This window comes from Saccharothrix sp. CB00851, assembly GCF_001905065.1.
Classification (GTDB): domain Bacteria; phylum Actinomycetota; class Actinomycetes; order Mycobacteriales; family Pseudonocardiaceae; genus Actinosynnema.
The window spans coordinates 305,211-325,156 of the sequence record NZ_LWLC01000023.1 but is presented as its reverse complement, the minus strand read 5'-3'; the positions used below and the strand labels follow the sequence as shown (position 1 = coordinate 325,156).

General features: G+C 73.6%; 18 protein-coding genes. 4 read left to right on the top strand and 14 right to left on the bottom strand.

Going from position 1 to position 19,946, the window contains the following annotated elements; translation table 11 throughout:
* Positions 1–119: 119 nt before the first annotated feature.
* The 3 genes from A6A25_RS22855 to A6A25_RS22845 form a co-directional block, all read right to left on the bottom strand.
* Entirely contained in the window at positions 120–1,721 is a 1,602-nt protein-coding gene (locus tag A6A25_RS22855; RefSeq protein WP_073893072.1) for a methyltransferase, read from the bottom strand.
* A gap of 74 nt (positions 1,722–1,795) precedes the next feature.
* Entirely contained in the window at positions 1,796–3,172 is a 1,377-nt protein-coding gene (locus A6A25_RS22850) for an acyl-CoA reductase (RefSeq protein WP_073893071.1), read from the bottom strand.
* Positions 3,169–4,236 carry an acyl-CoA reductase gene (locus A6A25_RS22845; RefSeq protein WP_073893069.1) on the bottom strand — a complete coding sequence of 356 codons (1,068 nt, stop codon included), beginning with the start codon at positions 4,234–4,236 and terminating at the stop codon, positions 3,169–3,171. Before A6A25_RS22845 ends, A6A25_RS22850 begins: the two co-directional genes overlap by 4 nt.
* Before the next feature lie 324 nt (positions 4,237–4,560).
* On the opposite strand from A6A25_RS22845, the gene A6A25_RS44205 reads away from it, so the two are divergent.
* Positions 4,561–4,698, top strand: a complete 138-nt coding sequence (locus tag A6A25_RS44205) for a hypothetical protein (protein WP_158073792.1) — start codon at positions 4,561–4,563, stop codon at positions 4,696–4,698.
* Positions 4,695–4,868: a hypothetical protein gene (locus tag A6A25_RS43270; RefSeq protein WP_198932815.1), complete on the top strand. Its 174-nt coding sequence runs from the start codon at positions 4,695–4,697 to the stop codon at positions 4,866–4,868. Before A6A25_RS44205 ends, A6A25_RS43270 begins: the two co-directional genes overlap by 4 nt.
* A gap of 147 nt (positions 4,869–5,015) precedes the next feature.
* Here A6A25_RS43270 and A6A25_RS22840 read toward each other — a convergent pair whose 3' ends face one another.
* Positions 5,016–5,363 (bottom strand): ArsR/SmtB family transcription factor, encoded by a 348-nt coding sequence (locus A6A25_RS22840; RefSeq protein ID WP_073893068.1) that lies wholly within the window; start codon positions 5,361–5,363, stop codon positions 5,016–5,018.
* A complete protein-coding gene (locus A6A25_RS22835; protein ID WP_073893066.1) occupies positions 5,353–5,784 on the bottom strand; it encodes an SRPBCC domain-containing protein in 432 nt (143 codons plus the stop codon). The genes A6A25_RS22840 and A6A25_RS22835 overlap by 11 nt, the downstream gene beginning before the upstream one ends.
* Positions 5,785–6,245: 461 nt before the next feature.
* Between A6A25_RS22835 and A6A25_RS45675 the strand changes: the two genes are divergently transcribed.
* Complete coding sequence (locus A6A25_RS45675; protein WP_241828855.1) at positions 6,246–8,048, top strand: Crp/Fnr family transcriptional regulator; 1,803 nt, start codon at positions 6,246–6,248, stop codon at positions 8,046–8,048.
* On the opposite strand, the gene A6A25_RS22825 is transcribed toward A6A25_RS45675, so the two are convergent.
* Complete coding sequence (locus A6A25_RS22825; protein ID WP_241828854.1) at positions 8,049–9,272, bottom strand: FAD-binding protein; 1,224 nt, start codon at positions 9,270–9,272, stop codon at positions 8,049–8,051.
* Positions 9,273–9,380: 108 nt separating this feature from the next.
* Here A6A25_RS22825 and A6A25_RS22820 point away from each other — a divergent pair, with 108 nt between their 5' ends.
* Positions 9,381–10,031, top strand: coding sequence for a hypothetical protein (locus A6A25_RS22820; protein ID WP_073893063.1), 651 nt, complete (start codon positions 9,381–9,383; stop codon positions 10,029–10,031).
* A 113-nt stretch (positions 10,032–10,144) separates the two neighbouring features.
* On the opposite strand, the gene A6A25_RS22815 is transcribed toward A6A25_RS22820, so the two are convergent.
* Genes A6A25_RS22815 through A6A25_RS22780 form a run of 8 tightly spaced genes read right to left on the bottom strand, consistent with a single transcriptional unit; the run spans position 10,145 to position 19,895 of the window.
* Complete coding sequence (locus tag A6A25_RS22815; RefSeq protein ID WP_073893061.1) at positions 10,145–11,755, bottom strand: class I adenylate-forming enzyme family protein; 1,611 nt, start codon at positions 11,753–11,755, stop codon at positions 10,145–10,147.
* On the bottom strand, positions 11,752–13,137 hold the full coding sequence (locus tag A6A25_RS22810) for a CoA transferase (RefSeq protein WP_073893059.1): 1,386 nt from the start codon (positions 13,135–13,137) through the stop codon (positions 11,752–11,754). Before A6A25_RS22810 ends, A6A25_RS22815 begins: the two co-directional genes overlap by 4 nt.
* Positions 13,134–13,907 (bottom strand): class I SAM-dependent methyltransferase, encoded by a 774-nt coding sequence (locus tag A6A25_RS22805; protein WP_073893057.1) that lies wholly within the window; start codon positions 13,905–13,907, stop codon positions 13,134–13,136. The genes A6A25_RS22810 and A6A25_RS22805 overlap by 4 nt, the downstream gene beginning before the upstream one ends.
* Positions 13,898–15,451 carry a class I adenylate-forming enzyme family protein gene (locus A6A25_RS22800; RefSeq protein WP_241828853.1) on the bottom strand — a complete coding sequence of 518 codons (1,554 nt, stop codon included), beginning with the start codon at positions 15,449–15,451 and terminating at the stop codon, positions 13,898–13,900. Before A6A25_RS22800 ends, A6A25_RS22805 begins: the two co-directional genes overlap by 10 nt.
* Positions 15,448–16,755 carry an NAD(P)/FAD-dependent oxidoreductase gene (locus A6A25_RS22795; RefSeq protein WP_073893054.1) on the bottom strand — a complete coding sequence of 436 codons (1,308 nt, stop codon included), beginning with the start codon at positions 16,753–16,755 and terminating at the stop codon, positions 15,448–15,450. Before A6A25_RS22795 ends, A6A25_RS22800 begins: the two co-directional genes overlap by 4 nt.
* On the bottom strand, positions 16,755–17,678 hold the full coding sequence (locus tag A6A25_RS22790; RefSeq protein ID WP_073893052.1) for a UbiA family prenyltransferase: 924 nt from the start codon (positions 17,676–17,678) through the stop codon (positions 16,755–16,757). Before A6A25_RS22790 ends, A6A25_RS22795 begins: the two co-directional genes overlap by 1 nt.
* A gap of 10 nt (positions 17,679–17,688) precedes the next feature.
* On the bottom strand, positions 17,689–18,810 hold the full coding sequence (locus A6A25_RS22785) for a DegT/DnrJ/EryC1/StrS family aminotransferase (protein WP_073893051.1): 1,122 nt from the start codon (positions 18,808–18,810) through the stop codon (positions 17,689–17,691).
* Entirely contained in the window at positions 18,807–19,895 is a 1,089-nt protein-coding gene (locus A6A25_RS22780) for a DegT/DnrJ/EryC1/StrS family aminotransferase (RefSeq protein WP_241828875.1), read from the bottom strand. Before A6A25_RS22780 ends, A6A25_RS22785 begins: the two co-directional genes overlap by 4 nt.
* Positions 19,896–19,946 lie beyond the last annotated feature (51 nt).

The following is a 19,946-nucleotide window of genomic DNA, read 5'->3' as shown; positions in this document are numbered from 1 at the left end:
CAGGGGTTTCGCTCAGGGCGGGCACACCGGCGATCCTCGCCGCCCACCGGGGCGACGAGGTAGCCGATTTCCAGCATCCGGACTTGTGGGAGCGCTCACACCGAGCGTCACACCCAGCCTCACGCCGTCGCGCGCGCCACCAGCACCGCCATGTCCAGTGGCAGCTCCCGGATGTCCTGCAACGCGAACCCGTTGGCCGCCAACAGCCGCCGGTGCTCCTCGGTGGTCCGCTCGACGCCCCGCGCGGTGTTGACCATCATGTGCACGTTGAACGCCAAGGGCAGCACCGTGCGCGGGTCGTCCTGGATCGGGCGCTCGATCACGGCCAGCGTCGCGCCCTCGGCCATCGCCGCACGCACGTTGCGCAGGATCACCGAGCAGCTCTCGTCGTCCCAATCGTGCATGATCCGCGACAACAGGTACAGGTCACCGCCCGCGGGAACCGGGTCGTAGAAGAAGTCGCCCGCGACCACCGACGCCCGCGCGCCGTGACCGGCCAGCGCCTCGGCCGCCGCGCCGACCACGTGCGGCCGGTCGAACAGCACACCGCGCAGCCCGGGACCGGCCGTCAGCACCAGGTCGAGCAGCCGCCCGTCGCTGCCGCCCACGTCGACCACCGTGCCGGTGGCCGGCAGGTCCAGCAGGCCCGGCACCAGTTCCAGGAACGTCGTGCCCGCCGCCATCGCGCCCTCGAACAGCCGCGCGTCGGCCGGGTGCGCGGCGAAGTGCTCGAACGGCTGCGCGCCGTACACGTGGACGAACGCGCTCTCCCCGGTGCGCAGGGTGTGCTCCAGCCCGCTGAACGACCGGTAGAACAGTCCTCCGTAGATCCGCGCCAGGTCCCGCTGCGACCCGGCCACGTCGGTGCGCAGCATCGCGCCGACCTCGGTCAGCGACCACTGCTCGCCGTGACGGCGGAAAACGCCGAGCGCTGCCAGGTAGGCGAGCACGCGCCGCAGTTTGTCCGCGTGCGAACCGGTGCGCTCGGCCAGCTCGGCGGTGTCGAGCGGGCCGTCGGCGAGCAGGTCGGCCAGCTCCAGCTCGGCCGCCGCCGCCACGGCGCGGGTGCGCCACGCCCCGGTCATCAGGTCGAGCATCGTGCGCCGCGCCTGGTCGGGCCGCCCGAGGTGGCGTGCCAGCGGCTCCGCGCGGTGACCGGGCACCCGCAACGTCAACCGGACCCGACCCGCACCGCGGAAGTGCAGCACCGTCACGTGCTCGTCGTAGCCGCCGCCGTCGGCCGTGAGGCCCGCGTCCAGCAACGTCGCGCACACCCCGCGCAGCAGCACGTCGTCCTCGCCCGTGATGTCGAACGTCACCGAGGACTCGGCCTCGCGTTCCTCCTCGGACCACACCGTCCCGGGCACCACGAGCAGCTCCACCTCGCGCGGCCCACCGGCCACGACGCCGCGCACGCTCCACACCTGCCCGGCCCGTTCCCGGAGCCGGTCACCGGGCACCGCGCCCGGCCGCGGCCCCCGCGCCCGCACACCCAGGTCGGCGAGCACCCCGATCAGGTCCGACGGCTGTGCCGCGGCGACGAGCACCGCGGCGCAGGCGAACTCCAGGTGGCGCAAGACAGGCGCGGGCGGCTCGCCACCCACCACCGCGGCCAGCGCGTCACCGGCACTCCGGTCCCGCACGAAGGCCACGGTTTCCGCCAACCGGCGGAGGTCTCTCTCCCTCAGCGCGCCGGGCGCGCCGCTGACCGTCACGGACATTGCTGATCCTCCCCAGAGGATGGCCGTGCCCCTCCCGCGGGCGGAACACGGCGGAATCGTCACCCCGTGCGGGGCTAAGGTCTGTCGAGCTCCGGGTGGAGCTCGATGTCACACCAGCGCACGAGGCCCGCGATCCGCGGCTGCCCGTCGTGCCGCCACACCATCGAGGCCTTGGTCATCGCACCGGGTGCGCACACCCGGCTCGCGCCCAGCTCGGCCAGTTCCCGCGCGGTCCGCCGGAACTCTTCGCCGACCGCGCCGAGGCCCACGTTCTGCAGGTGCTCGGCGAACGGGCGCATCGCGTCGACCGCCGCGGCCACGTCCGGCACCGACACGATCCGCGCGACCCGGTTGCCCGAGCCGCTGAGCGGCATCAGCGCGTCGTCCAGCACGACCGTCCACTCCAGACCATCGGGCGACCACACCTCGCTCGCCTCCGAGGTGGCCGCACGCCACTCGGCGACGAGCCGGCGGTGTTGCAGCACGGTGGCGTCCTGCGCGTCGATCGTCCCGGGCGGGCTGTCCTGCGCCTCGCGCCTCATGGCGGCCGCCAGGTGCTCGGCGACCGCCCGCGCGTGCTCCTCCTGCACCAGGTAGACCTGCGGCGAGAGGCACGCGTGCTGGTCGAAGTCGCTGCAGTCGGCGGCGATCCGCCGCGCCACCTCGGCCACGCCGTACTTCGTCACGTACCCGTCGCTGACGATGCCGAACGACAGCTTGTGCCCGTGCTCCTCGTAGAGCTGGTGCGGCCGGACCTTGGCGCGGATCGCCGCGCACGCCTGGTCGCCGCCGTAGGCGATCACCGCGTCGGCCTGGTCCAGCGCGGCCTCCAGCACGGCCTCGTCGTCGCGGTCCCAGTAGGTGGCCACGACGGCGTCGGCGAGCACCGGCTCCACGTCGTGCAGGGTGCGCAGGAACGCGGCGGTGAAGTGCGGCTCCTTGGCCGGTACCTTGGCGATCACGGACGCCTTCACCAGCAGCGACCGCACCAGCGACCGCGCGGGCAGGCCCGGGACGTTGCCGGAGAACACCGCCAGCACGGTGCGGGGCCCGACCGCGGTGGTGCCGCCGCGGAAGCCGTCGAGCACCTCCGGGTCGCCCAGTTCGCGGGTCAGCGCGGCCAGCAGCGAGTCGGCGCGCAGGTGGCCGAGCTCGGCGTCCAGCGCGCGGTCGATCGTCTCCTCCGACATGCCGGTGACCAGCGCCGCGTTGCGGACGGTGGCGCGGCGGGCGGTGAAGTCGCGCTTGGCCCACAGGTCGACGACCGCGTCGACGGCTTCCACGATCCGCCGCACGGGCAGCCGCCGCAGGTCCTCGTGCGCGGTCCGGAGGCCGGCGCCGACCGCGGCCCAGTCGGTGGGGCGCACGCCGCGCCACTCGTGCCGGCCTGCTTTGAGGGTGAACGGAGCGCGGTCGGCCGTCAGCCACTCCGGGGTCCACGACACGGTCATGCGGCGCCTCCCGTCATCTCGTCCAGGGTCAGCGAGCAGCCGCGACTGCTGCCCGCGATGCGTCCCGCGATCGCCACGCCCTCCGGCACGGCGATGCCGAGGTCGCCGGTGAGCAGCACGTGCGGCCGGTCGAGCAGGGACAGGTCGGTGACCTCCAGCAGGCCGCGGCCCTCGGTCAGGTGCTCGCGGGTGCGGGGGTCGCGGACCTTGGGGCCACCCCCGGGGTGGCTGCCCTTGGGGCGTTCGCCGAGCGGGCCGACCGGGGTGTCGGCGGAGTCGAAGAGCTGGTTGGCCAGCTCGGTCATGCCGAAGATGTTGCCGTGCCGCTCGATGCCGAAGACCCGGCGCACGGCGTCGTGCAGCTCGTCCACGCGCATGACGCGTGACCGGCCCTTGAACCCGCCGCCGTCCCACATCTGCGAGCCGGGCGGCAGTTGCCAGCGCCTGCCCTGCGCCTCCAGCGCGTCGCAGACGTTGACGAACGCGAAGGTGCCGCCGATGAGCACCACCGGCAGGCCCTCGGCCACGGCGGCGTCCAGGCGACGGCCGAGCAGCTCGAAGTCGACGCCGTTCGCGCCGATGACGGCCGTGCTGAGCCGGGGGTCGCCGCACGACCGCGCGATGCGCACCATGTCGAACGCGATCGCCATCTCCGGCGCGGCCTCCTCGGACGGCGTGAACGCCAGGATCACCGGCCGCACGCCGTCGTCCGGCCGGAGGTGCCGTTTGGCGTTGGCCTCGATGGCGAGGCCTTTCAGCTCCAGCCCGAGCCTGGAGTAGCGGACGGTGCCGCGGACGCTGCCGGACGTTCCGCTGGTGCGGAACACCCGGACCGGTGGCGCGTCCGGGAACAGGTGCGGACCTCCGTCTTTGTAGGCGGTGTCCGGAACGCCGACGCCGACCCCGACCTGCTTCCAGTAGCGGGCGACGTCCGGCGAGTTCGCCATCGCCAGCTCGACCAGCTGCTCGTGGAGGTCGAGCGGGTCGCCGACGCCGTCGCAGACGAGCCGTGCCAGGTGGTCGAACAGCCGCGCGACGTGGGGATCGTCGTGGGCAACGGTCATCGGGGCCTTCCTCCTGCGGGTCGAGGTCGAACTCGGGAAAGGTCAGCAGCGGCGGAGGTGTCGGACAAGGTCCGTCCCCGGAACGGGGCACCGCTGACCGGGGGTTGTGCGGGCCACAGGATGACTCAGCGACGGCCTGCGCAGAACCGAACGCGCGCGTTCCGCTTCGGTAAGCGGAACGTCGAACGGTCACGATGGTGCTCACCGGCATACCCGGAACGACCCGGAACGCCCGCGAACGTCTGTGAACACCCGGGCATGTCCGCGAGTCGACCCTTGACAGGCGTCCTGGCATGTGTCTGAGAGCCCGATGGGCGGAACCTCGTGCTGATCGGGCAGCTGCTCAACCTGCGCGGCACACAGGCAAGGGTGCGCGCCGCCGAGCTGTTGCGCGACTTCGAGCTGACCGCGGCGGGGCAGGCGGCAGGTCAAGTCCTACCCGGGCGGCGTGCACCCGGGTGATCACGCACGACACGCCCGCTTCGCTCAAGCGGACCGTCGCCGGTGTGGCCGCGGACCCGTCACGCGGCCTGAAGGTGGGCGGCCCGGCGGCGTGGACGCCGGCTTGGTCAGCGCTGTTCGTGGCCGTGTTCGCGCCACCGGCCGTGACCGCCTACCGCCGCCGCGCCTGAGCGTTCAACTCGGGTGTTCCGAACGTAGGACACGCGCGTGGCGAACGTAGGACACGCGCGTGTCCTGGCTACCGGTCGACGGTGGAGGTGGTGGTGAAACCCGTGGTGTAGCCCTCGTCGGTCAGGGTCATGTCGTCCTCCCGTTCGTCAGTCCGCGGTGCCGCCACCGCGGTCGAGGTGGTCCTTCAACGCGGAGAGCGGGCTGTCCCAGTCCCGCGCCAGCGCGGCCAGGAACCGCTGGGCGACCTGCATCGGCGCGGAGCGCAGCCGGTACCGCACCCGGCGCCGCTCCCCCGGTTCCGCCGTCACCAGGCCGACGTCGGCCAGGAGGGCGAGGTGCTTCGCGATCGCCTGCCGGGTGATGGGCAGGCGATCGGCCAGGTCCGTGGCCGTGGCCGGACCCCCGGACGCCAGCGCGGCCAGGATGGCGCGCCGGGTCGGGTCGGCCAGGGCGGTGAAGACCTGTTCGGCGACGGCTTCGGCGTCAGGTGCCATTGACGTGGTCGACCAGCTCACCCAACTCGCTCGCCCAGCCCTCGCGGTGGGCGTCGTACGCCTTGCCGTAGAGGTCCTCGGACAGCTGGGCGAACCCGGTCTCGACCACGGTCAGCCTGGTGCCCGAGCCGACCGGTTCCAGCGTGAACTCGACGTACGAGCGACGGGGGTCGTCCTCGGGCAGCCCGAACATCGGCCAGGTGAAGCCGAACACGGTCGGCTCCTCCACCCGTTCCACCCGCATCTCGACCGTCGGCCCGTCGTTCCAGCTCATCCGCGCGGTCCCGCCCGGGCGCAGGTCGATCGTGGCGTCGTCGCCGAACCACGCGCCGAGCCCTTCGGCCGTGGTGATCGCCGCCCACACCGCGCCCGGCGGTTGGGCGATCTCCACGACCCGCTCGATCCGATCGGGGAATCCCATGACAGCCTCCTCAAGTAGCAACCGTTCGATTGCCACACTATGGCAACCAGGAGGTTGCGTCAATGTCAGGGCAGTGATCTCACCGACCAGCGCGATGGCGTCGGCGCGGTCCAGTGCCACGCCGGCGGCGTAGGCGTTGCCGCGCGGACAGGGGGAGCCGGGAATCCGAGCGATCCTCCCGTGCCGAAAGCCGATCTCGCCAAGCGCACCGTCGAAGATGTTCACTACGACAAAAAACTCGCACAGTTCTCCGCAGTAGTGCGGATAACGGTCGGACATCCGACCATTCGTAACGTAACAATGTCAGGGACGCGCTAACGAATGCCCGGAGCAACCGATATCGCCGCTATGGACGAGGATTCCACTCCGGCGGCACGAGTCCCCGCGCCCGAACGCCGGAACACGGCGTCCGAACGCAGGAACCGCGCCGTCGCAGACCGAGCAACCACCTGGGGTGCCGGATGAACAGCCGAATGGTCGAACTCGAAGCCGTCCTGTCCCGGTCCGCGCCGGACCGGCAGGCGGCCCGCCGTCTCGCGGTGGACCTGGCCCGCTCGCTGGACGCGCTCAGCGCGCGCCGCGACGTGGACCGCCTGCTGCGCTGCGCCGCGGGGCTGACGCGGATCGGGTCCGCCGACGCCGCGGACGCGCTGCTGATCGCCATGCTGGCGTTGGTCGACCCGACCGGGCCGGAGGCGTCACGGGTGCGTGACCAGCAGGCGTTGGCGTCGGTGGCGCGCGGTCGGCGCGAGCCGGGCACGACCGCGCCGCGCCAGGTGCGGCGCAGGCCGCCGAGCACCGCGTTCGGCCGGGGCGCGCCGTTGCGCCAGGTGGTCGGCGACTTCCTGGACCCGCTGCCGGTGGCCGACCCGGTCGCGGTCGGGTCGGTGGCGGTCGCCGTGGAGCCGGCGAAACCGAGCGAGACGGGCGCGCTGGAGCTGGCGTTACAGCGCAACGCGGCGGTGCTCGGGTCGAACCACCCGCAGACGTGCGTGCTGCGGCTGAACCTGATGTGCGCGCGGTTCCGGATCGCCCGCGACCACGGTGACGCCGAGGAGGTCGCCGAGTCGTTGACCGACCTGCGTGACGCGACCGACCGGGCGTTGAACGCGCTGGGCACCCACCACCCGCGGGCGCTGGTGGCGCAGGCGAACCTGGCGTCGGCGGAGTTCGAGCTCGCCAGGGTGCGTCGTTCGGCGGAACGGGCCCGGCTGGCGCTGCCGAGCCTGCGTTCGGCGGCCGACCGCACCGCGACCCGGCTGGGCGCGGACCACCCGCACGCGGTGATCGCGACGTCGAACCTGGCGTCGGCCGAGCTGGAGCTGGCGCACCTCGACGGCACCCGGGCTCAGGGGCAGCGGCTGCTGGACGTGGTGCGTGACGCGTCGATGCGCGCCGTGGCGGCGTTGGGCCCCGGCCACCCGGCCGTGCTGGCGTTGGACGAACAGCGGCGGGCGTGCGAGGCATTGCTGTCCGGGGTGGGTCCGGACCCGTCGTTCGAGCGGGGTTACGCGTCGTTCGCCGACGCGGGCCGGTCGCTGGCCACGACGAAGCCGAGCGCGCCCGCGGTGCGGCAGAGCGTGACGACGCCGGAGTGGCCGCCGGGCACGTTGCTGTCGCGGCTGCGGGAGACCAGCCGGCAGGAGCTGATGTCGTTGGGCACCGCGGTCCGCTACGGCGCCGACCGGGAGATCATCGTCCAGGACGCCACCGACACGCACGTGTTCCTGCTGCTCGAAGGCGTGGTGAAGGTGCTGGTCAACGACGAGAGCGGGGACACCGCGGTGCTCACCGTGCGGGTCGCGGGCGACCTGGTCGGCGAGCTGGCCGCACTGGACCACAAGCCGCGCTCGGCGACCGTGATCACGTGCGGTGACGTCTCGGCAAAGCTGATCACCAGCGCGGAGCTGCACGGGTTCCTGCACCGCCGCAATGACGGGTTCGTCGAGCTGATCGGCGTCATCGACGACCAGCTGCGGTGGGCCAACCGGCGGCGGCGCGACTTCCTGTCCCACACCGCCGCCGAGCGGGTGGCGCGGGTGCTGGCCGAGCTGGTCGGCGCGCACGGCAGGCAGGAGGTCGGCGGATGGGTGCTCGGCATCCCGTTGACGAAGGTGGAGCTGGCCTCGATCGCCGGGATGAAGCCGCGCACCGCCGAGAAGGCGTTCGCCGACCTGCGCAAGGCCGGTGTGGTGGTCAGCCACCTGCGGCGCGACGTGGTCGTGCCCGACCTGGAAGGGCTGCGGCGATTCGCGCGGATGTGACTATCGGGTGAACCAGCTGTCGACCAGGGAGTTGCGGAAGGTGCGGGTGGGGTCGAGCCGGTCGCGCAGCTCGGCGAACCGGGCCCAGTCCGGGTACCGCTCACCGGGGTCGGCCAGCTCGAACAGCTTGCCCCAGTGGGGGCGGGGCCGCCACGGGCTCAGGGCCGCCTCGATCTTGCGGAGAACGGCGCGCACCGCCGCGTCGTCCGGCTGCCAAGTGAAGTGGAACGCCACGCTCGGCCGGTCGTGGACGGGGCTGAGCCACTGCGCGTCGGCCGCGATCGTGCGGACCTCGGAGGTCAGCAGCACGGGCGCGACCTCGGCGGCGAGGTCGTTGAGCGCCCGCAGCGCGTCGGCCGCGTGCTCGCGGGCCAGGAAGTATTCGGACTGCAGCTCACGGCCGACGCTGGGGGTGAAGTCGGCGCGGAAGTGCGGCAGCCGCTCGTGCCACGGTCCGGGCACGCCGAGCTGGGCGGTGCAGTGCAGGGCAGGCTGGCCGGGCACGGGGTGCACCGGCTCGGTCGCGGGCGTCGCACCCGTCCAGGTCAGGTCGTGCCGGGTGTCGGTGGTGCGGTGCTTGGCGAACACGTGGGCCACGCCCTGCCAGGTGGTGAACGCGCTGACGCTGTAGGCACTGGCGAACACGGCGTCGAAGTCCTCCACCAGGGCGTCGAACGGCATGTCCTGGTAGACCCGCTGCTCGACGTCGAAGGTCGGCACGACGTCCAGTTCGACGGCGACCACCACGCCGAGCGAGCCGAACGCCACCACGGCGCCGTCGAACCCGTCGTCTCCCCTGGTCAGGGTGATGATCTCGCCGTCGGCGGTGACCAGGTCGAGGGAACGGACCAGGCTCGCGAGCGACGGGACGTCGTTGCCGGAACCGTGGGTGGCGGTGGCGCAGGCGCCGATGATCGTGATGTGCGGCAGCGACGGCATCGCGGGCAGCGCGAGACCGGCGGCGTGCAGCCGTTCGGCGAGCCGCGCCAACCGCGTCCCCGCGCCCACCCGCACCGTGCCGTCACCGACCTCGAACACCTCGGGCATCCGGTCGAGGCTGATCAGCGTGCCGCCGGTGTCGGCGATCGTGCTGAACGAGTGGCCCGCGCCGACCACCCGCGCGGACTCGGCGTCCCTGACCGCGGCTCGGACCTCCTCGACCGACGTCGGGTACGCGGTCCGCGCGGCGGAGAAGGTGAAGGTGCCTGCCCAGTTGGTGCTCACCGGCAGGATTCTGCCTCATCACCGCCGGTGTCCGGCCCGCTCCGAACCCCGCTCGCCGCGGGGGAACGGATCTCCGGCGATTCCCGTCCCACGCGGGGAGGTGCCGAGATGCTGCGCTACATGACCGTGGTGGGTGCGTTGTGCGCCGGGGTGGCGCCGTTCCTGTCGGGTGGGGTGCCCCGGCCGGAGGCGGACGCCGTGGTGATCGGGCTGGTGGTGGGTGTCGTGCTCGCCGCGGCTCTGGCGGTCGGGGGTGGACGTGCGCGGCTGCACGCCACGGCGGACGGGTCCGTCGCGGCCCTGCGGACCTTCGGTGCGCAGCCCGTGCCGGACGGGCTGCTGGACACCGAGACCGGGCGGGTGCTGAGCCGACCGGCGCGGCCGTCGAACGTGCGCACGGAGGTCGGCGCCACGCCGTTGCTGGAGGAGCACGAAGGCGGCCAGGTCACCGACCTCCTCGCGCTCGACCCGGCCACCGGCGCGACCACGCGGCTGTCGATCGAGGACTGCCCGCGGCGCACGGCCGACGTCACGACGTCCACCACCTACGTGCGCGCGTGCGCCGACAACGGCCGTGAGCTGACCGTCGTGACGCAGCCGTTGGACGGCTCGGCGCCGACGTCCACCCCGGTCCGCCTGGACGGCTCGGGCTCACGCGCCCGCTCGGACGTTCGCCTCGTCGTCGCGCCCGGCGCGATCGTGATCACCAGGACGGCGTTCGGCGGCACACCGGCGCCGGTGGTCGGCCTCACGGGTTGACCACCGTCAGGTGAGCCGCGCGCTGATCGCCAGCCGGTTGTAGGCGTTGACCACCGTCGCCACCCACCTTCGCCAACGCACCCAAAGCCGCGAACCCCGGACCGGCGAACGGATCAAGCCTCACCACCACCGCCACCTCCAACAAGATCGACGAGACCGCCGCGCCCCGGATCAGCGGGTTCGAGGCTCCCGCGTCCGAAACCGCCGGCTCCGACAGCCGTGCATCCGGGGTCGGCTGCGTGGTGTTCGGCCGCCAGGCGGGTGACCGTGGGCAGGCACACCTTGCCGGTCCGCCCCAACGGCAGTTCCGGCAGCACCAGGAGGCGTTCGGGTAGCTTGCGGCGGCTCAGGCCGCGGGCGTGCAGGTAGGTGGTCAGTTGGCCGAGTGACGGCGCGCGGTGGCCGGGGCGGACGGCCACGCACGCGCACAGCCGTTCGCCCAGGTCGGGGTCCGGCACCGGCACGCACGCCACCTCCGCCACGGCGGGGTGGCCGTCCAGCGCGCGTTCCACCTCGGCCGGGCTGATGGTGTACCCGCCGCGGATCACCACCCGCTTCAGCCGCCGCACGACGTGCAGGGTGCCGTCGCCGTCGAAGTAGCCCTCGTCGCCGGTCCGCACCCAGCCGCCGGGCAGGCGGTGCCGCCGGTCCAGTTCGGGCGCGTCGACGTAGCACAGCGGCGTCATCGGCCCCAGCGCGCAGATCTCGCCGTCCACCACCCGGATGTCGGTGACCGCCGGGTCCGGCCTGCCCACGCCGTGCTCCGGTGTCGACGTGTGGCAGTTCACGCCGTCCGACGACCCGTAGACGTTGATCACCGGGCAGCCGAACGCCGACCGCACCACCGCCGCCGTCCCCGGTGTCAGCACGTCGCCGCTGGACACCACCGCGCACACCGACGAAGTGTCCACAGTGGACGCCAGAGCCGCCATCCGGCGCAGCATCGTGGGCACGCCGAACACGTGCGTCGGCCGGTGCTCCGCCACCACCCGCATCGCCTCCACCGCGTCGAACCGCCGCAGCAGCAGCACCGTCCCGCCCAGCCCGCACAGCGTGATCGCCGCCCCGAACGACCCGAACGCCGACGCCAACGGCACCAGCACCAGGTCGCGCGGCACCGCCGTGGCCCCGGGCGAACCCACGGCACCGCGCGGCCCCACAGCACCGTGCACCGCCCGCACGTAGTTCCCCCGACCACCGGCGAACGCGTTGTGCGAGTAGGCCACCAGCTTCGGCGCGGCCTCCGACCCCGACGACACCAGGATCCGCGCCGGAGCCTCCGGGTCGACCGCGACCGGCGACCACGGCACCTCCCGAGCCGTGTCGGACGCCACCGCCAAGGCCTCCGACACGTCCGTGATCACCGTGCTCACCACCGGCGAACCACCGTCGGGCAGGTGCACCGCCACCCCGCCGACCGCCGCCACCGCCAGTTCCGCGACCACCCCCTCCCGACCGTTCGCCACGTCGATACCGATGATGTCGGAGGGGCCACAACGCCGGAGCAACCTCGCCTGCCACCTCACCGCCCGATCCAACGACGCGTAGTCCAACGACCCGAGGGAGTCGATCACCGCGACCCGCCCGGGGTGCGCGGCCACCCGCTCCCGGAACAACGAGTACAGGTCCCGATCGGGGCAGTACCCGGCGGAAACCCAGGACCGCCGCAGCGCCGCGGGCACCAAGTCCCGCAACACCACCCCGGTCGACGACGTCCACGTCATCCGAACTCCCATACCGGCCCCGGCACCACGCACCCGTCCGACACCAACGCCCGCGAGAACCGCCGATCCCCCGCCAGCTCCGCCAGATCCGTGCACACCGGCACGCTCAACGGCGCCGTGCACCGCCGCGTCGCCCGCGCGTTCAGCCGCGCGGCCGCCGACAGCAGCGACGACGACACCGACTGCCCCGTCCCGGACCGGATCCGCGTCGCGAGTGCGTCCACGACACCGCGGGCGCACACCACCCCGCCGAACACGTCCACGATCGTCATCAGCGACGGCGGCACCCCGGCGTGCGCCTGCACGACGAAATCCGTGCCCAACGGCGGTCGCGGCCCCAAGGCCTCACCCCACCCGGACGCGTGCGCGTACACGATCCCGGGCCGCGCCCTGGCGACGTCCCGCGCCCGCAACGACCACGCGGCGGCCTTCCCCGGCCCCCAGTTGTGCAGGAACACGTCCGCGCCCGACGCCAGCTCCAGCAGTTCCCGCCGCCCGGCCACGGTGCCGAGGTCGACGTGGACCACCCGCTTGCCCCTGTTGACCGCGTGGAACCGGGCGGACACGTCACCGGACATCGGCGGCACGCCGCGCAACGGGTCACCGCCCGGCGGCTCGACCCGCACCACGGACGCGCCGAGCTGCCACAGCAGGTGCCCGGCCAGCGGCCCCTGCACCCGGCGGCACGACTCCAGCACCACGAGCCCCGACAGCGGCAGCACACCCCCGGCGCGGACCGCACCCGCGCCGGGACCCAACGGCCGCAGCACGTACGGCGGCACATCGTCCAGCGCGCGGTGCGCCACCCGCACCAACGTCATCCCGGTCGACGCGGCGACCCGTTCCAGCCGCACGATCGGCAGCCGCGCGGTCAACCCGGTCAGCTCCGGCGGCAACGGGCACGTCGCGGTGGCGAACCGGTGCTGGAACGGCCGCCACGCCACCGCCACCGCGCCCAAGTCGGCGTCCAACGCCGCCCAGAACCGCCGCCACACCTCGGCGTCCAGCGCCTCGACCTCGAACGCCACGCCGTCGGCGGACAGGAACGGCGGCCCGCCCACGTCCGTCGGCACGGGGTCGGGCTCGTCCGCCGTGGCCGCCGCCAGGTACTGCGACACCGCGAGCAACGCCGCCTGCGCGACCGACGTGGACGCAGCGCGCAGCGGAACACCGCGCAGCCGCGCCACGTCCACCGCCGCCGCGCCGATCGCGTCCAGCTCGCCGGCCACGATCGACGCGTAGTCCAGCCCGAGCGCGGTCGGCCGCCCGAACCGGCGACCGTGCACGTGCATGAGCCCGCACGCCGCCTGCACGTCGAGCTCACCTCGCAGCGGCAGGTCCACCGGCCCGGACCACGGCACCGCCGTCAACGTCGAGGTCATGCCGGTCGCCGCCCGTGCACCGAGTAGACGACCGGCGAGGTGGCCAGGAACCGCCGGTCGGCCAGCACCTCGCGCACGGCCGCGAGCTGCGCGTCGGTCATGCCCGCCTCCAGCAGCTTGTCCCGCAACATGTGCGTGGCGTGGGAGAGCAGCCGCACTCCGGGCGACCCGGCCCGCCACGGGTGCACGACCACCCGCGGGTCCACGTCGACCAACCCGGCCTCGACCATCGCGCCGGCCGCCTTGCGCCCCCAGGCGCCGTCCACGCCGTACGCGTCGAACACGCTCTCCTTGACCGCCAGGAACGTCTCGTACAGCTCGGCGGCCTCCCGGTCCGGCGCGAGCAACACCGGGCTGTAGGAGTTGTCGAACTCGTCCACCTGCAGCCACCCGCCCGGCTTCAGCGCGGTGACGAGCTTGCGCAGCACGGCGTCCCGCTCGGGCAGGTGCCGCAGCACGAGCCGCACGTGGACCAGGTCGAACGCGGCGTCGGGCAGCGGGTCGCACACCACGTCGTGCCGCAGCACGGTGAGCCGGGGCGCGGGTGGCACGTGGTCGGGCTGCACGTCGGTGGCGAGCACCGTCGCGCCGCGCCCGGCGAGCCAGTGGGCCACGGTGCCGCCGCCCGCCCCGACGTCGAGGCAGTGCCAGTCGGCCCGCACACCGGTCTGCGCCAGCCGGGCGAAGGTGACCGGGTCGTAGGCGGCGGCCAGGCAGCGGTGCTGTTCGGCGACGTGCGCCCGGTCGAACACGTAGGTCGTCACGTCCACCGCCCGCTGCCGTGGGTCTCGGCGGTGCCGGCCAGCCGGGTGAGCAGGTCGAGCCTGCGCACCTTGCCCGTGGCGGTGCGCGGCACGTCGTCCCGGGCCAGCAGGTGCGGGTCGGCCATCGGCGGCAGGTCGGCCACCGCGCGCCGCCACGCCGCCGGGTCCAGCGGACCGGACGTCACCAGCACCGGGATCGGCGGCCGGCCGGGCGTGCCGAGCACCACGCACTCCACCACCTCGGGCAGCCGGTCCTCGACCAGGTCCTCCACCCGCAGGCAGCTCAGCCCCGGCACGGCGTCGACTTCGCGGTCGAGCAGCCGCACCGCGCCGCCGCGGCTCAGCACGCCCAGGTCGCCGGTGTTCCACCAGGGCCCGGTGTTCTTGGCGTGCCAGCGGTCCAGCTCGCCGACGTACCCCGCGCACCGGGCCCGCGTGCGCGCCAGCACCAGCCCGGCGTGCCCGCGTGGCACGGGCGTGAACGTCACCGGGTCCACCACCCGCAACCTGGTCCGGCCGGGTACCGGGCGTCCCAGGTCGCGGGCGTCGGGCGAGCGTTCCAGCGCACGGCGGGTGAGGAACCGGAACGTCAGCGGTCCCGTCTCGGTCTGGCCCCAGCCCTGCATCCACAGCGGGCGCCTGCGGCGGGAGGCGTGCAGCATCGCGCGCATCGCCGGCGGGTGCATGGCGTCGTAGGTGCTGACGAACAGCCGCACGTCGCGGAACGGGTTGTCCGGCCGGGCCGCCAGCGGCTGCCAGCGCACGTAGGCCGAGGGCAGGGCCTCCAGCGTCGTCGGCCGGTGCCGCGCCAGCACGGACGCGGCCGAGTCGGGGTCGCTGAGCACCACGATCTTGCGTGGCGCGAGGCAGAACACGCTGGCCGTCCAGCAGAACGTGCGGCCGTGCGCGTAGGAGCTGGCGTTGGCCACCACGTCGTCGCGGCGCACGCCGATGACCGGCCAGCGCACCGCCTCGAACCGGGCCAGCCGGTGCACGATCGTGCGGGTCGTGTGCACGACGAGCTTGGGCACGCCGGTCGTCCCCGAGGTGTGGTTGATCACCAGCGGGTCGCCGTCGTGCCTGCGCCGCGGTGCGGGCACCCGTGCGCCGCGCACGTCGTCCAACGCCACCGCGCCCGGCACGGGCTCACCCAGCGACAGCACCCGGCGCGCCAGGCCGACGGGTGGCACGCGGTCGGTGACCAGCACCGCCGGGTCGAGCCGCTTGAGCAGGATCTCCAGCACGTCGTCGGACAGGTGCCCGGACAGCAGCGCGGGCACCGCCCCGATCCGCACCGCCGCGCACGCGAGCAGGTCGTAGTCGTAGTGGTTGCGCTTCACCACCGCCACCCGGTCACCGCGCCGCGCGCCCATTTCGTACAGCCAGCCGGACGCCTCGCGGACCAGCCCGGCCAGCTGCGGCACGGTGTAGTCGACACCCGGCCCGTACCCGGCGGGCAGGATGTCGAACGGCCGGTCCAGGTGCACGGTGGTGTGCGTGCCGCGGGCCGCGACCTCGTCGAACAACGTGCCCATGTCGTGCGGCCTCATGCGGTCTGCCTCCTCGTGCCGGTCTTCGGGGACACGGCGTGGACGCGGGCGGCGGCACGGCGGCCCGAGCGCACCGCCGCCTCGCTGTACGGGCTCAGGCTCACCCAGTCACCCGCGTAGTCCACGACCCCGCCCAGCCGGGACGCGAACTCGCCGCGCAGCGCCAGGGCGTGCGGGGTGGCCTCGGGCAGGCCGTGGCGGAACCGGTGCACGACCGATCCGGTCACCGCGGCACGCAGGCCGGGCACGAAGCGCTCGGCCTCGGCGGCGAGCGTGGTCACGACTTCGTCGTCCGGCGCGTCCAGCAATGCCGGTGCGACCGCCGGGCTCGCGATCACGGTGACCAGGCCGCGGCCGTCGGGCGCGCGGTCGGGGTGTTTGAGGTGGTCGAACAGGACCACCGACACCGACGGGCTCTCCGACCGCGGCACGGCCAGCAGGTACACGTCGGATTCGGGGCGGCGGTCCAGCATCAGGTGCAGCTTCACCATGGGGGTGAACGCGCAGGCGTCCAGGAACGGCCGCTCGTGCTCCGGCGGGTTCACGTAGACACGGCGCGCGACGGGCGCGGGCACGGCCAGCACCACCGACCTGGCCCGGAACTCGCCGTCCGGACCGGTGATGCGGGCGTACCCCGGTCCGGCGAGGACCTCGCGCACCGGGTAGGACGAGGCGACGTCGAGGCGTGCGGCGAGGGCCCGTGCCACGACGTCCATGCCGCGGTCGTACGTGCGCCACGCGGTGGACGGCCCGATCGCGCCGAGCAGGGCCAGCAACGGCGCGGCGGCCGAACGTTCCGGCTGCCACCCGAAGAACCCGGAGACCACCGGCTGGCACAGGTACTCCAGCACGTCGCGGTGCAGCGGCGCGCAGAACTCGGTCACGGTCGCCTCGCCCACGCGGGACGCCTCGGGCCGCCCGGTGTCGAACCGGCCGCGGACGGCGCGGGCGAAGTCCAGCCGGGCCCGCACCGACAGCCCCGCGCCGGTGAGCAGGCCCAGCGGGTGCGCCACCCCGCGCCGCACCCGGCCGCCTCGCCACATGCCGAGCTGCCGCCCGATCTTGGGCACGTCGGCGTCGAGCCCCAGCCGCCGCACCAGCTCCCACGTGTGCGGGTAGCCGCGGGTGGAAATCTGCTCGGCGCCGGTGTCGACCACGAACCCGGACACGCGGCGGGTCGCCATCCGACCGCCGACGTGGTCGGCCGCCTCGAACACCCGCACCTCGCGCCCCGCCCGGGCCAGTTCGTGGGCGGCGGCGAGCCCGGCGATCCCCGCGCCGATGACGGCCACGTCGAGGTCCATCACCGCACCACCAGGTTCACCACGACGAGCGTCACCACGGTGACCCGGTGCGCGTCGATGCCGATCCGCCGGGCCCGCAGGATGTCGCCCTCGCCGAAACCGACGCGCAGCTGCCTGAGCCGCAACAGGACCGTGGGCAGCAGCGCGAGCGGGTACCACCACGGCCCGCCGACCAGCGGCAGGGCCAGGATCAGCAGGAACTCGCACGACGACACCGCGCGGATGAACAGCCGGTTGCCGCGGGGCGTGGTCAGCGCCGCCACGGTCGGCCGGCCGACCCGCCGGTCGCCGTCGACGTCGTTGGTGTTGGAGTAGACGCCGAACAGCAGCGGCCCGAGGCCGAAGATCAGCGCCTGCACGACCACCACGCCGTCGACCCGGCCGGTGACCAGACCGTACGGGGCGAGCACCAGTGCCCAACCCAGCGCGGCCAGGAAGAACTCCTGCGAGCCGTGGTAGCTCAGCTTCACGCCCCACGAGTACTGCAGGGCGAAGAAGAAGGTGACCGCGACGAGCACGACCGTCCACACCGGACGGTGCGGTGCGACGGCCAGCGCAGCCAGCCACACCGCCGCCCCGACCACCGCGGTGACCAGCGCGAACCTCAGCACCTGCGGTTCGGTGAGCGTGCCCGCGACGAGCGGTTTGCGGTTCAGCTTGCGGGCCGGTGCGTCCGGTGCGTAGTTGGCGATGTCGCTGCCGTCGCGGTAGCCGGTGAGGTCGTCCAGGGCGACCATCGCGACGATCACGAACACCTCGCCCACCAGGAACACGCCCATGGTGGTGAGCACGCCGGCGTCGAACCGCAGCGCGGGCGCGAGCAGCGCCCACACCACCAGGACGCCGAGGTAGTAGTCGACGATGTCGAGCTTGGCCAGCTTCACGTACGCACCCGTGGATCCGGGCGCGATGACGGTGGTCATCGAGGTCTCCTCAGCCGTGTGCGCCGGACGCGAACCGGCACACCTCGTCGGCGATGCGTTCCACCTGCGCGTCGGTCAGGTGTGGGTGGATGGGGATGGCCAGTTGGCGTCGTGCGGCGGCCTGGGCGGCGGGCCAGTCGCGGCCCGGCTGGGCGTGCCCGGCGAACGCGGGCTGGAGCGGCAGCGGCGCCCGGTAGTAGACGTGCGAGCCGATGTCGTGCGCGGCCAGGTGGTCCCGCAGCGCGTCACGCCGCTCGGCCAGCAGCGAGTAGACGTAGAAGCAGCGCCCGTCGCGGCCCGGCGGCGGCGCGAGCACGCCCCGACCGGCCAGGTCGGCGAACCGGGACGTGTAGTACTCGCCGATCCGCGCCCGCCGTTCCAGCCGCTCGGGCAAGGTCGCGAACCGGCGCAGCTGGAAGGCGGCCATCACCTCGTCGAACCGGCTGTTGTGGCCGATCCGGTGGTGCACGAACCGGTGCACGCCGTCCTGGCCGTGGTTGCGCAGCATCCGCGCCTCGCGGGCCAGCGCCGGGTCGCCGGTGACGACCATCCCACCCTCGCCGGGCATGCCGAACGTCTTGACCTGCACGAACGAGAACACGCCCGCGTCGCCCCAGGTCCCGGCCGCCCGCCCGGCGAGCACACCGCCCTGGCCGACCGCCGAGTCCTCCAGCAGCCGCACGCCCGCCTCGGTGGCGATCCGCCGCAACGCGGGCATGTCCGCCATCACCGAGAACACGTGCGCGGGCATGATCACCTTGGTGCGCTCGGTGACGAGCTTGTCCACCTCGGCGGGGTCGACCACCATCGTCCACGGGTCCACGTCGGCGAACACCGGTGTCGCGCCGAGGACCGACGGCGCGGACGCCGGCGGCGCGCACCCGTAGGCGGGCACGATCACCTCGTCGCCCGGACCGACACCCATCGCCCGCAGCACCAGCGTCAACGCCGACGTGCCGCTGCCGCACGCCACCGCGTCGGCCACGCCGAGCGCGTCCCGCACCACGGCCTCGAACCGCGCGGTGCGCGTGCCGAGGATGAACCGCTGGTCCGGCGCCAGGCCGACTTCCTCCACCACCTCCAGCAGCAGGTCGCCGTCGAACAGGTCGGGCGGGAAGAACGGGATCCTCACGCGCGCTCTCCGAGGTAGAAGGAGCGGATTTCGGCGCAGACCCGGTCGACGTCGCCGAGCGGCAGGTCCGGGTACAGCGGCAGGGCGAGGGTGCGGCGGCAGGCCTGTTCGGCGTTCGGGAAGTCGCCCGGCCGGTGGCCGAGGTCGGCGAAGCACGGCTGCAGGTGCAGCGGCAGCGGGTAGTAGGTCTCCGTGCCGATGCCGCGGCCGGCCAGGTGCGCGGCCAGTTCGTCGCGCCGGTCGACCTCGATCACGTACACGTAGAACACGCCCCGCACGCTCGCCCGCCGCGGCAGCACGGAGGGCAGTTCGCGCACGCCCGGCACACCGGCCAGGCCCTCGGCGTACCGGCGGGCCAGTACCGCGCGGCGGCGGATGTCGGCTTCCAGCCGGTCCAGCTTGGCCAGCAGCACGGCGGCCTGGACGTCGTCCATCTTGCTGTTCACCCCGACCGCGCCGGTCTCGGTGGCGATGCCGGGGAAGTCGTCGATCGTGCGGCCGAACCTGCCGTGGTGGCGCAGCGCGCTCACCCGCTCGGCGATCTCCGGGTCGTCGGTGATCACCGCGCCCGCGTCACCGAGCGCGCCGAGCGTCTTCGTGGGGAAGAACGACAGCACTCCCCCGGCACCGACCAGTCCCGCGTGCACGCCGTCGTGGCGCATGCCGATCGCCTCGGCGCTGTCCTCCACCACGGTGAGGTCGAGCCGGCGGGCCACCTCGCCCAGTCCGGTGAGGTCCGCCAGGTGGTGGAACAGGTGCACCGGCATGACGAACCGGGTGCGCGCACCGGTGACGGCGGCGACCGAGGCCGGGTCGAGGCCGTAACCGTCCGGCTCGATGTCGGCGAACACCGGCCGCCCGCCCGCGAGCACCACCGAGGACGCCGACGCGACGAACGAGAACGCCGGCACGACCACTTCGTCACCCGGCCGCAGGCCGCACGCCCGCAGCAGGAGCACGAGCCCGTCGGTGCCGCTGTTCACGCCCACGACGTGCGCGGCCCCGGTGTACGCGGCCAGCGCGCTTTCCAATTCCGCTACTTTCCGCCCGTGCGAGTACTTGCCGTTCTGGATCACATCAACAATGTGCCGTCGCGTTATCGGCCACAATCCTGAAAATGTCGCCGATTGCGTGAA